The following is a 16,374-nucleotide window of genomic DNA, read 5'->3' as shown; positions in this document are numbered from 1 at the left end:
CGCGTCTACCTCATTTCCGTTTGCATCCAGGTATCTCTTCACTACGTCGTATACATATCCACTCTTTCCGAAGCTAACTTCATATGTGGTATTTTCTGTAATCTGTGTCTCTATGGTTGGTTTTTCTGCCGGTTCTCCATTTGCCTCCCACTGCTCTGTAGATGGATCATATCCCTCAATTGGAGCTGCGTCAGCAATCTGGTCTTTACTTAGAGTTCCATATGCACCTTCAGTTCCAGGTTCAGCGTATTCCAACTCTTTTTCATTTGAAGACGTATGCTTATAAATTGTTACATAAACAGGTTCTGTAATGCTTACAGTTCCATTTACTGCTTCATAGCGAACGATTACCTGATACTTATCCGGAATTTCATCTGGGCCAATTACATCAACATCATAATATACTGTGATCGTTTCACCATTCTGAATTGTTTTTCCACCGTTAAGCAGTGTATTTTCAGAACGCTCCAGATCCATACTATTTCCGTCATAGGTATAACCATCTTTTGACCTTAATGTAATATCCTTAACGTCTAGTGTAGTATCTGCGCTATTTATCCATACCTCTTCTGTAACCGTTTCAATTTCACCAATCAATTCATTTGTGTCTCTGCAAATATGCTCTACTGTATAGCTGAGCTTTTTTGTTACAGATTGATCTTCTGTATAGGTATAAGTAAATGTACGCTCCTCTACACTGGTTGTTTTTGTAATAACAGCATCCATCGGAGTCCTATCCCAATCTCCAGCTTTATAACCTTCATTGGCCTTGTCTCCTACACCAGGAACAATATCCCCGGTAACTGTATAGCTGCCATTATCATCCCACGTTCCACCTGTCATTAAAGTAACAGTCTGAATCTTCTGGGTGTTAGTTTCATCATTCCAGCTTCCGTTTACTACCTTAAAGTATACCTCTGTCTGATACTTATCCGGTACATGATCCCCATTTTCATCTTTGGAATATACTACCTGAATCTTTCCGCCGTTTTCAATGGTTCCGCTGCCTGTCAATCCAGTAACAATACTCGGATCAGCCGGGTCAGTTATCACTGCAAGATCATAACTGTTGCTGTCATAGGTATATTCAGCATCCTCGGCCTGAACCGTAATGTCTTTCACCTGAAGAACCTGAGGATCATTTACCCATACATCCTGTGTAACAGTTTCTGCCCTAAATACTTCAGCAGTATCATCATAAATGTGCTCTACCGTATAGCTTAACTGATTAACTGCCGCATCATCTTTTACAAAGTTAACTGTTACAGTAATGTTTGTAACATTACTCAGTTCCTCTCCAATGTTCTTTGCCATGATGCTTGTGACTGCAGATCCATCTTTTGGCTCATACTCCACAAATCTTCCGCCTTCTTCCGGATTCCAGCTTACGGTCATACCGCCAAACTTATAACCGTTTTCAGCAGTTATAATGGCTGCACCATCAAACATTACAGACTTTTCATCTTCAGATACAGTTGGAAGTGATGTTACCGGAAGATCCGGCATCTGCTTTTCTGCTACAACTGTCTCTGTACCGGTTCCATGCTCACCTGCCGCATATGTAATGCTGTATAGTGTTTCATTTTTATCCGGAATTGTATTTCCATTATCATCCAGAGTATAAACAGCTGTAATTGAAATATCACCTTCTACAGTTCCTTCGACCTCACCATCTGTTTTTAACCAGGTATAATTGTGACCATCGTACTCTATGCTCGCATCAATAGCATCTTTCACATCATAGGAATCGCCAATAATCACGGTATCCTTATATGCATCTTTTAAGGTCTTTGGCTCTGCACTGTCATCTACATACTCAATCGTCAATGCAGCCTCATTACGTTCCCAGTTTGCCTTAAATGTAAGGTTTCCATAGCTGCCTGGCAAAATAACGGTGTTTAACGGGTCATGCTCACCTTCGATCGCTTCTCCTACCACAAGTTCCCATCCGGTAAACTTATATCCATCCTTTACTGGATTGTTAAGCTTTAATCCATTTTCTGGAATCTCAATAGGCTTATAAGTTGAAGGATTCGTTGTTTCTGTTCCGCCATTGAGCTCATATGTAATCTTATACTCTGCTGGAACCAGATTAAATACTACGATATTCTCTCCAGCAGTGAGCTCTACATTCTGGAATGTCTGATCGTTCTCAATCTTATATCCCAGCGGAAGAACCTTGTCAAGATCTGCATTTACTTTAATCGTATGTGCTTCACTTGTAAAAGGTCCGTCTTCTGCAATGACTGTATCTTTATACTTATAGTGAACTTTATAGCTAAGTTCTCCTTCTTTTGTATAAGTAAATACAATTACATTTTCAGAAGAATCTGCTTTCAGTGTATGTGTTTTACTGATAGCATCCGGCACATATCCGGCATATGTTCCTGTAGGCGTAATCGCTTCCGCAATTACAGTTGCTCCTACCTTTCCGCTTCTTGGTGCCTCCTCCTCAATCAACGTTCCATCTGCAGTCTGATGTTTGACTGTGTAGGTAGTTGTTGTGGACTGCTGCCATTTTGCGTAAATAGTACGATTCTCTGTAATCTGAGCTGCATAGTCAAATACATTCTGGCATTCCTGATCGGTATACCATCCCTTGAAGATATAACCAGGTTTTTCAGGAATAAATGCATCAACCTTGCCATTGCGTACAACAGTCTGAGTAGCATATACCGTATTTACATCTTCAGAGTCAACAAACTGTACTTTATAGGAAACCGGATTCCATTTTGCATAGAGAACCAGTCCCTTCGGCATTGTGTAATCGCCGTCATAGGCTTCTGTGAACTCCGGATCAAGATACCAGCCCTCAAAGGTTCCGTCGCCATATGGATTATATTCCGGTTCTTCTAAATACTGGGTGATGTCGTTCTTGTATGGAACGGTATGCGTATCTGTTTGATCTCCGTTAACCAGTTCCAGCTGATAATCAGCCTTAGTATAGTAGAATTTATTGTCTCCTTTTGCCCAATGTCCTCTGTCAGATCCATTTTTATCACCATCTTCCCACGGAGAAACATTACTGCCGAATCTCTCATAACCGTCAATTACGAAAAATTCTTCCTCATAGGTAGGATTAGCTCCACTTGATAGCTTTAAAACAACCGTGGTCATTTCTGAAAATGTCTTGCCTTTATATTGGACAATTCCGTCAGGATCTTCCAGGTAATACTTTAATACCCTTCTTGTATTTCCATTATTACCTGTAGAAATTGACATATCCTGTCCCGGCATTGTCGACTGATAACCAGTATAATGACCATTCAGCCATTCCCAGTTAGAACCTTCCCACTCTGTTCCTGGACCAACTAAGGCATTCCACTGATCTCCAATAAACTGCTCATACTTGGCTGTAATTGTGAGATCGCCATGTCCGCCATTCCACTCATAGCAGTTGTCTGTGTGAGTATGTTCTTCCTTACCACAAACAGGTTCTGCGCTGAAGCATTGTCTGGTATGAGAGTGCCACCTATTTGTACAGGTTAATTCATAGCATCCTTCATCCCATTTTCCCAAAAATCCCTTTGATGGTTCCTTATGTGTATGTTCACGCAATTCACATACCAGTTCTTTTCTTCCAGTAGCCGTTCCTAAAAACGTAATCGTATACTTATTTCTGGTATACTTTACAACAAGCACCGTGCTTCCGTCTGCAGAAACAACCTCGCTGGTAGACTCCTTAAAGATAAAATGTTCTGTATCAAATCCCTGTGGTTTTTGTGTTCCGCCATCTGCCTGTACTGTTGTACCTGAAATGTCCCGTAAATCAACCGTTCCTGCATATGAATAATTATCATCATCTGCATTTTCTGTCAGATATACAGCCTTATAACCGACTAATGTACCTTTCCATTTGGCATATACGGTCTGGTCTTCTGTCAGGTGAAGAGTCGAATCTGCCTTTTCCTTCAGGTCTGCATCCAGATACCAGCCATCAAAGGTATATCCCTCTCTCTTTGGCACATCATTTCCATTAGCCAGAGTTATCTCTGCCTCATACTTTGCCGTTACAGATGGAACATAAGAGCCTCCTGTAGTATCGTATAACAGAGTATATTCGTTTCTGTCATACTTAACCTCAACTACAACACCTTCTGAAATCTTCTGCTGGATGATCTCCTGGGGAGTAAATCCATCGATAGGAAGAGGCTGTGCATCGGTTAAGCCATTCACCTTACCGGTTAACGTCTGAGTCTCTCTAAGATCATATTTCTCTGGATCATTCAGATCCTGAATCATATGATTTACTGTATACTCAACATCTCCTGCCTCATACAATACATCTACAATGATCTTTCCTGCTTCTGTAATTTCATTTACATTTTTAAGGACATTATCCTCAATCACAAAATCAGAATCAGGAGCAACCCATGGTGTATAGCCGTCAATTACAGGCAGTTCATATTCAACCGGGAATTTATTTTCCTCATCTGCCGTTACCTCAAAGGCATGCGGCTGCATCAGAGGTGTACCGCTGGCTTTATCCAGGAAGTTCACCTTAACGATCAGTTTCTTTTCATCGGGTACGATATCAATATCATCCAGATCACCTACATAGATTGCAGAAAATGTATCAATATTCTGTGATTCAGAATCTTCCTCCACACGCTCTACTATATGATATCCTTCAGATACCTGATAGTATACTTCAACTGCGCATTCGTAGTACTCTTCTGTCTCCTGGAAATCATCCGCAGTGAGAACCGGCATAGCTGCTTCCTGAAGTTCCATGCCTTCTTTTTCATACTCATACGCTTCAAGATCTAACAGACCATCAACAAAGTCCTCTTCTCTGAATGTGAGAATCTTCTCTTTTGCGTAAATGCGATCTCCGTCCTCCAGAATATGGGCAACTGATACTCTGTATGTACCCTTGGTAAACATATCTGGAGTAAGCTTCAGCGCCTTTAGAGTTGTCGTATACGCCTTCGCCGTACTGCACCATCCCATACCAACCAGGTCGGTATCTGTGGCAGCGGGCTTGCTTCCCTCTTCCGGTTCAGCTGGAGTTGCCGACTGAACGGGTGCCTGAGTCTCTGTCTCAGCAGGCGCTGTCGTCTCCGTCTCGGCAGGAACTTCGGTCTCAGCTTCTGTAGTTTCCTCTGTCTCCTGAGTTTCAGGAGCAGTTGTAGCTTCCTCAGACTCTGTAGCCTCTTCACTACTTTCAGCCTCTGTGGAGGTTTCCTCTGTTGCTTCTGTGCTTTCCTCCGGCGCTGCGGTTGTTTCTTTGGAAGTGGTTTCCTCAGCGGCCGTTGTCTCTTTTTCAGGAGCAGCTGTAGTTTCCTTCTCGGTTTCTTCAGCCTCAGTTTCCTCGGTCTCTGCCTCGGTCTCCTTTTCTGTTTCTTCCTCAGCTTCAGTCTCGGAAACTTCCTCTGTTTCGATCAGCTCTGCATCTTCCTTCACAGCTACCACAGGTACCTGATGACGGGAAATGGAGGAAAGGGTTACTGCGGAATCATCCTGAGATTTTTCCTCATCAGTCTCTGTCTCCGGCTCTTCAGTCTCCTCAACAGCCTCCGTTTCCTCTTTCTCTGCCTCTGTGGCTTCTGTTTCAGCCTCTGTAACCTCTTCCTTTGTTTCTTCAGAGGTTTCTGTTTCCTGAGCCTCTGTGCTCTCCGGCGCTTCGGTTGTTTCTTCTGTCTCGGAAGATTCTTCTGTCGCATCGGGAGCTTCCGTTTCCTCAGGGATGGTGGTCTCCTCAGGAGCTGTTGTCTCAGCCGGGTTCAGTGTTTCGGCCGGGGTTTCCTCCGGCTGACTTTCCGGAGCACTTGTTTCAGGCACAGCCGGCAATGTTTCTTCCGGCTTTGAAATGATATTGCTCTCTTCTTCACCAAATTTGTCTTCATAGCTCTTGACTGTGATCCGCTTGGTGCTCTTGACCTTTTCTTCCCCATCTACCGTGCGGATGATCTTTGTGGAACAGCTAATGGTGTCTTCTCCGTTATTTATGTATAAGAAGATGACTTCCTCATCGCCTGTGACCATATACATATCATCGGCATCCTCAGGAAGACGAACGAACACTCTTACTTCTGCGTCCATATCTCCGCCTTCCACCGGGGGAAATACTTCGTAGACCTTGCCCTCGCCAAAGAACAGGGCATCGAACTTTTCAATGGCTCCATTGGTAAAGTTCAGATCATCCGCTGTCACCGGGCTTTGGGTTTCTACTGCATCATTGATGGCTTCCACCAGATCTGCTCCGTAGATCTCGAAGTCGACTCTGTTTCCTTCTGCTGCATAGGCCACGTTCAGATCTGTACCCACACTGGTAAAGATCATCGCGAACGCCAGCATCAGCGCCAGGAAACGCTTTTGGGTGTTATAGCGCTTCTGCAGAAACACCCTTGGTCTTTTCTGTCCTTCCATACTTTTTCTCCTCTCTCTTAAGATTTTTACGGCCTCCCCGGTCCGTATAAGCAAATCATACCATACAGGAGTTACAATCTGGTTACAAATTAAGGTTTCATTAAAAAAAGATTAATTTATTTCCATTTTCCTTCTAAAATTTGCTTAACCCTATCATAACAGATACCGCGTTATACCAGGCGTTATATTTCTATTTTTTACCATTGAATTTTTTCTCATTATATTTTCTCTATCTTATCTTATATTCAACGCTGCAGATAGGAATAACCCATTCGTTTCATTCCCTCCCTGGCGGAATTTTTGTGAGATTTTTTCTCATTTATTGCATTTGTTTTTCTGCTGTGTTAACATAAAATCAGCTGTATTTTATGAGTTTTTTTCTCATGTTTTTGGAGGGTTACTGCTATGCTGAATCAGTTTATTTTTCAAAATTACCGTATTTTTCAAAATGAAACGCTTCTTGATTTTTTCCCTGCTCCCATCAATGAACACAAACGCTCTCTTCTGACCGCTCCGGGGGATCAGGAAACCTTCCTCCCCGTGATCGCTCTGTATGGGCCAAATGGCTGTGGGAAGTCCTCTGTCCTGGAAGCACTTTGGGGACTGTGCCGATTTATGGACAAGGACTGCTCTCTCATTCTCTCCAGCTCCCGCAGCAGCTGCCGTCTGGATCCGGAAGCAGCAAAAAAGCCAATTTCCTTTGACCTGCTTTTCAGAAATGGAAGCTTCCTTTTCCGATACCAGCTTCAGATTTTAAAGGGAGACATTAAAGAGGAGCATATGTTTTACGGAAAACCCGGTACGGAGGATGCAGGCGTGCTCTTTAGCCGCACAGGAAACGATATCCATCTGGGAACTGCCGCCGGCGGACTGGTTCTTACAGGAGTTCCCTCTGCCGCTCCCCTTCTTCCGATTTTGTCAGGACGTTCTGGCGCTCCCTGTATCCAGGCTGCCGCAGGATGGTTCTCCCAGGCTGACTTTTTCCGTTCAAACAGAACGAACGACGTCCCTCTGCTGCCGGAAAAAGAAGAAAAAAAAGGACGGCTGTGCCGTCTTTTACAAAATATGGATATTGATATACTGGACTATTCCTACCGAAAAGAATCGGGCTTTTCTCAGTCCTCCCTCTTTCTCACCCACGGCCGTCCGGGCCATCCCACCTTTGCGGTGTCCTATGAAGAAGAATCTGAGGGGATCAGAAAGCTCCTCTGCCTTCTTCCACCGGTTCTTAAAAGCCTAGACTGCGGAGGGCTTTTGCTGGCTGATGATCTGGATCAGGCCCTTCACCCCCACCTGCTGCGTTATCTCATATCTCTGTATAAAAACCGTGAAAAAAATCCTCACAATGCGCAGCTTGTTTTCACTGCCCACAATACGGCGATCCTCACTCCCGGAGTAATGCGCAGGGACGAGATTTATCTGTGCTGCCGTCCTGAGGGAAAAGATGCCGTCCTCTACCCGCTCTCCTCCTATAAAAAGGAAAACGGCCTCATCCCAAGAAATGACGAGGCCTATGGAAAACAGTATCTGGAAGGCCGCTATGGAGCAGCCCCAAAACTTACAGAGGCAGATGCCTGAATTCAGACCTGACTCAAAACTTCATATTTCAAGCGGATTCTGCGCCAGTCTTCCCAACAGCGCAGATTCTGCTCGATCCGTTGAAAAATGTTCTGACACTCCTCCTGATCTGCTCCGCTTAACAGGATCAGATACTGACTTGGACTGTAGCAGGTAAACAGATCTCCCTTGCGCAAGGAGATTCCCACAGCCTTTCTCAGCTGACTGGAGGCTTCCTTTAGAAGATCATTTCCATCATCTAACGCTTTTCCCCTTATATCTACAAAAAATATACAGATAAGCACCTTTTCAAAAGAAATCCGCTCGGAAAGCCGGTTTAAAAGACGGTAGCTGTCAATAAAAGAGGGATAGGAGCAGTAATAGGGACCGTTGACTGCATCCCGTTCCTTTAAGCTTTCCCGCACATCCTTCAGCATATCTGTCGTATAACGGATCTGGCTGCTCATAGTGCGGAAACGTTCCAGCATCTTTTCTGAAGGTGGAAGTCCCTGTTCTTCAAAATACTGACGCACCACCCATTTATACACCTGCATTGCCTCCCTGAAACGCTTCATGGCGATCAGACAATCCATTTTCATGATCTGACATTCTTCATAGGGATAAAGCTGGCAGGCATTATTGACAATATTCAAAAGGGACTGGTACTCTCTGTTTTCCTGCATCTGACGGCTGAGGCTGCGCAGGCAGCGGAAATAAAGTTCCTGGCAGCGGACACTTACAATTGTAACCCACTTTTCTCCGGCCAGCTGTGCCAGAAATTCCCCCTGATAAAGTCCGCAGGCACGGAGGAGTTCTTCCTCATTTTCTTTCTCCAGTCCTTTCTCGGCTGTTGCCTGAAAGTCTCTGGCGTCTACATATACGCTAACGCTTTTGCTGACCCAGCGGTAAACGCCTCCCTCCGTCTGGATATGCTCTCCGGCAGGAAGACATTCCTCCATAATACGGCGGAGACGGAATACAACCGCTCTGAGACTCCCCGCCGGATTGGCATATTCCCCACTCCCGTACATCATATCAAGGAGTTCCTCCCGGCTGATGCCGCTGTCGTGATAATACAGCAGGATCAAAAACAACTGCAGGACACGCCCTGAAAGGGCTGTGCCTACGGGAAGGGATTTCCCATTGTACTCTGCAGAAATTTTTCCCATCATATGTATCTTTAACTGTGCCTCTTCGCTCATATCTCATTTCCCCTCTGTAAATCCGGCCGTCTGCAGATTAAAAACTTCGGAGGGTGTCCTCCTCGGCCTCTGCCGTCTTATCTATGGCCCGTATCTCAGCCTCATATCCAAAGTCCGAATTTACCTTTATATAAACCCGCTCCCCCACTCTATGGCCGCGGATGGCCTTTCCCAGCGGAGAATCAATGCTGATCAGTCCCTTTAGGGAATTTCCCCGAACCGTTGTAACCAGCTTGTAGGTTTCTGTTTCATCATCCTCCGGGATGTACAGCTCCACCCGGTCTCCCAGTCCTACCTCGTCCTCCTTTGATTCATCGGAAATGATCCTGGCCGTCTTTATCATCTTTTCCAGATAACGGATACGGCTTTCATTGCGGTTCTTATCCTGCTTTGCTGCTTTGTATTCAAAATTTTCACTCAGATCCCCGTGTGCTCTCGCTTCCTTTACCGCCTCTAAGGCCTCCTTGCGGACAACCAGCTTACGGTACTCGATTTCCTCCTGCATCTTTTCTATATCGCTTTTTGTAAGATTATCAAACATGGTATTTACTCCTTTTATATGTCCTTTGGCTGACATATCTATTCTACCACAAAATTGCTTAAGATTCTCTTCATTTTCCCTTTAATAATTTTATGATTTATTTAGCCTCTGATCAAACTTTGTCCACATTTATCCTGTATATTATGATTGTAAGGTTGATGAGACCTTTTACCATACAGGAAGACACTTTTTCATACCTAAGCCGGCAGATTCCCCCCTTTTTCTGCCGGCTCCCTCCATTTTATAGGAAAGCCTAAAGTGCTGCTTTCCTTTCTCTGAACATCTGACCGGTTATGATCTTATACTCTCCCAGACGCTGTGCCTTGCGGATTTTCTTTATATAAGGCTCCCATTCCGGATCAAAATGGATCAAATGAGCCCACAGTTCCTTCATTTTAAAGAGTACATTCTTATCCCCTGACATCGTTTGGCAGTATCCTTCCAAAATCTGCTGATGGAATGCACTCAGACGTTCTATCTGCGTTCTCCTTCTCTCTGTGCCTGCCTGCCCCGACAGTGTTTCGATGAGAAATGGATCTGCTAAAAGGCCTCTGCCGATCATTACTGCATCCAGCGCAGGATACGCGGCTGTAAGTCGTTCATAGGACTCCCGGTCAACAATATCGCCATTATAACACACTGGAGCCGCACTGTTTGCAAAGGCATTTCTAAACGCCTCCATTCTGGGCGTATATTTATAAAAATCCTTCAAAACCCTTGGATGGATGATCAGCTCTTTTAAGGGGAACCGATTATAAATAGAAAGAAGTCTGTCAAATTCCTCCGGTTCTTCGATTCCCAGTCTTGTTTTCACCGAAAGCTCCAGCCCCAGACGCTCCATCCCCTCGCAGACCTGCTCTAAAAACAGCTCCAGTCCCTCAGGGTCTCTTAAAAATCCTGCTCCCTTTCCCTTGGCAGCTACCGTACCGGAGGGACAGCCCAGATTTAAATTCACTTCCTTATAGCCGTATTCCTTCAATTCCCGCGCTGCCCGCAGAAAATCCTCACTGTTTCCAGTCAGAAGCTGAGGCACCGTATCCATTCCCTCATTATGCTCCGGCAAAATATCATTTATCTCTCTATGGCTGAACCCGCCATTGTGTTTGGGTGCCAGAAAGGGGGTAAAGTATTTATCCATGGGACGGAAATGGGCATGGTAAGCATTTCTGTATATATATCCCGTCACGCCTTCCATAGGAGCAAGGTAAAATTTCATACTGTGTTCTCCTTCTCTTTTTATGCTCTCAGTATCTTAAATCACGCCAGATAAAAAGTCAAGAATATCCAGGCCTGTCCGCTGCGCAGGATAGACAGACACAGAAAATGCCGCCAGCCAAAACAGCAGAAGCCAGTTTCAGCAGGCGGCATAACGTTATGGTTTATTTCCGGAAATTTTTCCGGAATGCACTGGGCATCCAGGGATATTTTTCCTCGTTAGCATGATTATAAGTTTCCAGGGAACGCATCTGCTCTGCAATGTGAGGCAGATCCATACGGTTTACCAGGGTCTCGATCAACTCCTGGCCTTCGTCGGCAAGACGTTTGCGGGTTTCCTTATCCGGAATGGCAGTGGTGCTCATGTGGTCTTCCGGAGTTCCAAAGCAGTAGCCGATGGCAGCGCTCTGATAAGCCAGTCCGAAAATATCATCAAAAGGCTTGCAGGTCTGAGGATTCTGATGGTAATATCCGGTGGTCAGCGGCACATCTTCCAGACGGTTCATAATCTGGTAGGCGCCTACAGTAATGGCGTGGAAGCTGTCCATGCTTTTAAATAAATCTTTCGCGTTCTTTAACATCTGCATGGTCAGATCCATGTAAAGAATGGGGACTCCGGTTTCATCAAAGAAATCTCTTACCATAGGACTGCAGGTCATATGGGCAGGGCCATGAAAGCTGATGTAAATCTGGCGTTTAAAGCCCTGACGCAGCAGGCTGTGGGCAATTGCGCTTAAATAATCGATACCCTGACGGATAGACACCTGTACCGTGCCGCGGCCAGAAGCAGTTGCGCCGGCATAGAAATAAGGCAGTCCAGTCAGAACTAATCCGTTGCAGGCTTCCGCCATTTTTAAGGCATAAGCCTCGCTGATTACAGTTTCACTGTCTAAAGGCATTCCACCGTGCATTTCAACAGTGCCTACAGGGACGATAATAATGTCGTTTTCTTTTAAATACGCTTCTACTTCACTGTTTAACATACGTGGAAGAATCCGTGTGCGAAGTTCCATATGTTTCTCCTTTCATTTAACAACAGGTTTTCTTACAGTCCAAAGACTGCCTGGGCATTTTTAAAGCAGATTTTTTCATAGGCCCGGCGGCTTAAGGCGCCGTTTGCTGCCTGTTCGTCCAGCCATTGTCCCAGGGGAAAGACCATTTCGGTATTTACCATATCTGTGGCAAAGAACAGCCGGTCTGCATAAGTTTCTAAGAATTCCAGGCCAAAGGCAGGATCCCGCATAATGGCGCATCCGGCGCTGTTGGCGCTTAGGTCTCCGTATAGGTTGGGATATTTTTTAAATAGTTCCGGAACCCGTCCGCCTGGGATAACGGGGCCTTTTCCCCACTGATTCCGGCTTTCTTTGTCCGTAGGTGCATCTGCGCTCATTTCAATCCAGAAAGTCTGGCTGTGACCAAGAAATTGCGTGTGAGGGTGGCGTTTCAGGCAGGCTTCCAAAAGAGGAAGACCAGGGTCGTCTACAACACCGTAGCTGTAGCCAGTTTCCGGACTCATATGAAAAGTAACCGGAAGATTTAATTTTCCAGCCGCTTCAAATACGGCGTTTAAAAAGGGATCATCCAGCCTTCGGTTTATCATCAGTTCCCCGATGCCGACAGCGCCTTTTTCTTTGCAGACAGACAGCCGGTCATAAACAGTTTTGGGATCTCCGTCATAATCCAGATTGCACATCCAGGCATAATGCTCCGGATCCGCTGCAGCAATCCGGCAGTTTTCTTCATTGGACCCCATAGGCATGGAGAAATTCCGTTCTCCGCTGGACATGAGCACGCCTTTTCCGATCCCCAGTTCTTCTAAATGAGGCAGCATTTCTTTGTAGGTACTTACTAGAAGAGTATCGCTTTTGGGAACAGGATCAAAGCTTAAATGCAGATGCAGATCAATTTTTTTCATAGATTTTATTCCTCCGGTTTCGGGTACGCACAAATGGTTCTTGATCAGTTCTGGGAATTCCGGCGTTCCGCCAGGGCTGCATACATTTCAGCGGTCTTTTTCTGATTCAGGTTGAAGATCAGACCGATTCCGATGAGTTCTAAGATACAGGTAATAACCGGAACTGCATTTACCAGGTAGTAAATGTTATTGATCGTTGCCGCGCTCTGTACAGCGCCTACGCCGGAAACGTAGCCGATCGCAGCCAGTGCGGATGCAGCGCCGGTAGAAGCGATGGTAGAACCAATCTTACGGCTGAACGTATAGAGGCTGTACATGCTTCCGTCTGCGCGGAAATTCATTTTCCATTCGCTGTAGTCCAGACAGTCGGTAACCAGAGCCCAGATCAAAATGGTAAAAGCGGTCTGTCCGATCGTAGCTAACAGGTTTAAAATTGTGTAAAGCAGCGCGCTCTGAATCGGGAACAGTAAAATATAAGTGGAAAGCAGCAGGTTATAGGTACTCATAACCAGGATTACATTTCTCTTCCCAAATTTCTGCACAATCTTAGGGACCAGGATAAAGCAGATAATCATAACCGGAAGGGTTCCGATACTTGCCAGGGTCATCAAGCTGGTATCCTGATAGAATTCTTTGTAAATATAACTTTTTAACTGTCCGCTTCCAGTAATGTAAAGCATGCTTCCGATGGTTGCAACCATAACGCCGATTAACGGACGGTTCTTGACAGCTGCTTTTAATACATTTCCATAGTTGAATTTTTCCCCCTTCTGTTTTGGCTGGCGGACACGCTCTATGGTCAGGTTACATAACAGAAGGTAAGAAATAACACACAGAATGCCGAATATTACTGCGATCAGGCCAAAACGCTCCGGAATAATATTGGAATCCTTGTCAAAACATAAAATCGGAACAACGGAAAGCGCGCCGATCCCGACTACCGTACCGCCGATACTTCTGGCTCTGGAAAGCTTGGAACGGTCAATGGGATCCGTAGAAACAACGCTTGCCATAGCGCCGAAGGGCATACTGGTTCCGGTATAGGACATTCCATAGAATACATAAGCAAACGCTACCCATGCATGAAGGGCAATTCCTTCAAATGGAACGTTGGCAAAACATAAAATACCGGAAAGGGCCAGAGGAATCATAAACAGTTTTATCCATGGTTTGAACTTGTCGCCGCTTTTGCCAAGTCTCCAGCGGTCTGGGAAAGAACCCATGATCGGGTCGTTGATGGCGTCCCAGAGTCGGGCGGCTAAAAACAGTCCCGCCATCCATCCTGGCGAAATTCCCAGAACATAGGTACAGAATGTAAGAAAATAGGCATCTACGAACAAGTTTACAAAGCTTCCGGCCATATCCCCGAAGACATAACCGATCTGATCCTTTACTCCAAAGGGGCGTAAAGATTTGTCATTCATATCATGTTCCTCCTTGTCTTTGCTGCGGCAGATAACCGCAGACCATTAACTTATTGTGTTTTAAGAATACTATACTGTTATTGCAATTACTATTGCAAATATCGCATAATATATTGCAAATTAAGCCAAATTAGATTATGATAAGAAGGAGGAAGGAACAGGAAAAGCAATGAAATTATCAGAAATGCAAAAATATAAAGAACTGGTTTCTGCGCATAAGAGATCGGAAATCAGCAATGAAGAACTTCAGAAAACGTTTATTACCGACGGGGCAATTTTATCCAATCTTTATCAAGAAATGGAAATGGATTCAGATTCTGTAGACTGCCATGATGATGTGAATTATACGAAAGACAGCATCCAGCTTCACAGTCATACGTTTTATGAGATGTTATATTGCCGCAGCGGAAATGTACAATATCTTCTGGGAGCAGAACGGTATCGGGTCCGCAGGGGAGATATTATTTTCATACCGCCCGGGATCAGCCACAGGCCCCTGTACTTAGATCAGCTTGCAGAACCCTATTCCCGCTATGTGATATGGATCCACCCGGAATTTATGAAGAATATCCAGCAGTTTTTAGGTTTTATCCCATTATCGGATCCGGTTCTGTTAAGAACCCAGGACAGCGGGTGGGAGTACATGGAAAGATATTTTCAATCTGCCTGCAGGGAGGCTAAAATCAGACAGGAAGGATATGAAGCCTGTATTTCTTCCATAACGGTGCAGCTTTTAATCCACCTGACCAGGGCGTGTACCCACAGCAAGGCTACGGAACCGCTAACTGAGAAAAAAGAGCTGCTGGATGAGCTGATCCGCTATATAGAAGACCACCTGGCTGAAAAAATAACCTTAAAATCAGCGGCTACTGATTTTTACATCAGTGAACGGGCCATATCGCGCCTGTTCAGCGAAAAAATGGACGTCAGCTTTTACCGGTACGTAACCCAGCGCCGGCTGATTGCCGCAAAAACCAGGATTATCAATGGAGATTCCCTGGAAACCATAGGAGAACAGGTAGGGTTTTCCGACTACTCCACCTTTTACAGGGCGTTTAAACAGGCCTTTTCTATATCGCCCCAGCAGTTTAAGAAATTGCAGAAGGCATAAAAAATACCCCGTCTACTGCACAAGGCCAATAAACGAGGTATTAAAAAGGGGAGGATAAGTATTTATTTTCTCTTTTGTGATAATCTCATTATCCCCGCTTCTGTCAAAGTTATACACTCCGTATCAAAGAATTATCAGGAGAGTTGCCGTGATCAGTACAATACTGATTACAATGGAAATGGAATTGACTGCACTGGCAAGTCCAAAGTCGCCCTTTAAATCTGCCGTAAAGGCCGGCGCTGCAGACGCAATAGGGCTCAAGGGCAGGATTGCCAGAGCCTGACGGTATTCCAGAGGAAGAGGCATAAAAAAATAGAGGGCCGCCGCCACTGCGATCGAGACGCCGTAACGCACTGCCAGGATCTTTACGATTTTTCCCTTCTGGCTGGTATCTCCGGAAATTTTAAAGCCTACTCCCATCATCAGCATGGCGATAAAGGCATTCGCCCCTGAAACCACCTCTGAAAATGTGATCACCGGAGCCGGAAGGCTGATGTGGAGCAGGGACAGCGCCGTCATGGTTATATAAGCGTCAAAGGGTACGGAACGCACCAGGGTTTTTATAATAGGGATCAGGGATATCTTTCCCTCTCCCTCCTTTACCATCTTTGCCGCACTAAAGGCTCCGCCCAGACAGATAAAGGAATTTCCCGTATCAAAAAGGCTGGTTGTGATTACCCCGGCTGGCCCTAGAAAGCTCTGGGCAAAGGGCATAGTGAAGTTTCCTATATTATAGCCCGAGGTGTTCAACATGAAAAATGCTTTTTCCTCACGGTTTTTTCCCGCTGCCAGATAGGCTGAGGTTATAAGCATCAGGCCTCCCCCCAGACCAAGAACCGACAGGATCAAAAGAGACGCCTGAAGATCAACCCCTGAAAAATTGGCTACGATCGCAGCCGGAAGAGTTATCTTCAAAACGATCTTTGAAAGCACATGAAAATCCTCTTCTTTAAAAAATCCTTTTTTTCTCAGCAGATATCCCATAAAAATGATCGCAACGAAGGCAGCCGCCTTCATCAGTATTTCAGCCATGATGA

10 protein-coding genes are annotated in these 16,374 nt (G+C 45.1%); 2 read left to right on the top strand and 8 right to left on the bottom strand.

Annotation, left to right across the window (positions count from 1 at the left end):
- The coding region (locus tag WKT10_RS09065) for an InlB B-repeat-containing protein (RefSeq protein WP_340276772.1) at positions 1 to 6,372 on the bottom strand (6,372 nt) is incomplete at its 3' end.
- A gap of 405 nt (positions 6,373 to 6,777) precedes the next feature.
- Between WKT10_RS09065 and WKT10_RS09060 the strand changes: the two genes are divergently transcribed.
- Positions 6,778 to 7,950 (top strand): AAA family ATPase, encoded by a 1,173-nt coding sequence (locus tag WKT10_RS09060; protein WP_337433182.1) that lies wholly within the window; start codon positions 6,778 to 6,780, stop codon positions 7,948 to 7,950.
- Positions 7,951 to 7,952: 2 nt separating this feature from the next.
- On the opposite strand, the gene WKT10_RS09055 is transcribed toward WKT10_RS09060, so the two are convergent.
- The 6 genes from WKT10_RS09055 to WKT10_RS09030 form a co-directional block, all read right to left on the bottom strand.
- On the bottom strand, positions 7,953 to 9,131 hold the full coding sequence (locus WKT10_RS09055; protein WP_337433183.1) for a BTAD domain-containing putative transcriptional regulator: 1,179 nt from the start codon (positions 9,129 to 9,131) through the stop codon (positions 7,953 to 7,955).
- Positions 9,132 to 9,168: 37 nt separating this feature from the next.
- Complete coding sequence (locus WKT10_RS09050) at positions 9,169 to 9,672, bottom strand: GreA/GreB family elongation factor (protein ID WP_296037183.1); 504 nt, start codon at positions 9,670 to 9,672, stop codon at positions 9,169 to 9,171.
- 253 nt (positions 9,673 to 9,925) lie between these two features.
- A complete protein-coding gene (locus tag WKT10_RS09045) occupies positions 9,926 to 10,888 on the bottom strand; it encodes a tRNA dihydrouridine synthase (protein ID WP_337433185.1) in 963 nt (320 codons plus the stop codon).
- Between the two features lie 163 nt (positions 10,889 to 11,051).
- Positions 11,052 to 11,900 carry a creatininase family protein gene (locus WKT10_RS09040; RefSeq protein WP_296037190.1) on the bottom strand — a complete coding sequence of 283 codons (849 nt, stop codon included), beginning with the start codon at positions 11,898 to 11,900 and terminating at the stop codon, positions 11,052 to 11,054.
- A gap of 32 nt (positions 11,901 to 11,932) precedes the next feature.
- Positions 11,933 to 12,802: an amidohydrolase family protein gene (locus WKT10_RS09035; RefSeq protein ID WP_337433186.1), complete on the bottom strand. Its 870-nt coding sequence runs from the start codon at positions 12,800 to 12,802 to the stop codon at positions 11,933 to 11,935.
- A 44-nt stretch (positions 12,803 to 12,846) separates the two neighbouring features.
- Positions 12,847 to 14,226 carry an MFS transporter gene (locus WKT10_RS09030; protein ID WP_066543761.1) on the bottom strand — a complete coding sequence of 460 codons (1,380 nt, stop codon included), beginning with the start codon at positions 14,224 to 14,226 and terminating at the stop codon, positions 12,847 to 12,849.
- A gap of 169 nt (positions 14,227 to 14,395) precedes the next feature.
- On the opposite strand from WKT10_RS09030, the gene WKT10_RS09025 reads away from it, so the two are divergent.
- Positions 14,396 to 15,337, top strand: a complete 942-nt coding sequence (locus WKT10_RS09025; RefSeq protein ID WP_317438829.1) for a helix-turn-helix domain-containing protein — start codon at positions 14,396 to 14,398, stop codon at positions 15,335 to 15,337.
- A gap of 123 nt (positions 15,338 to 15,460) precedes the next feature.
- On the opposite strand, the gene WKT10_RS09020 is transcribed toward WKT10_RS09025, so the two are convergent.
- Positions 15,461 to 16,369: an AEC family transporter gene (locus WKT10_RS09020; protein ID WP_296037197.1), complete on the bottom strand. Its 909-nt coding sequence runs from the start codon at positions 16,367 to 16,369 to the stop codon at positions 15,461 to 15,463.
- Positions 16,370 to 16,374: the final 5 nt, after the last annotated feature.

It is taken from the genome of Enterocloster sp. HCN-30185, from assembly GCF_037890305.1.
Lineage (GTDB): Bacteria > Bacillota > Clostridia > Lachnospirales > Lachnospiraceae > Enterocloster.
The sequence above is the reverse complement of the archived record's forward strand: the minus strand, read 5'-3'. Positions and strand labels throughout refer to the sequence as shown.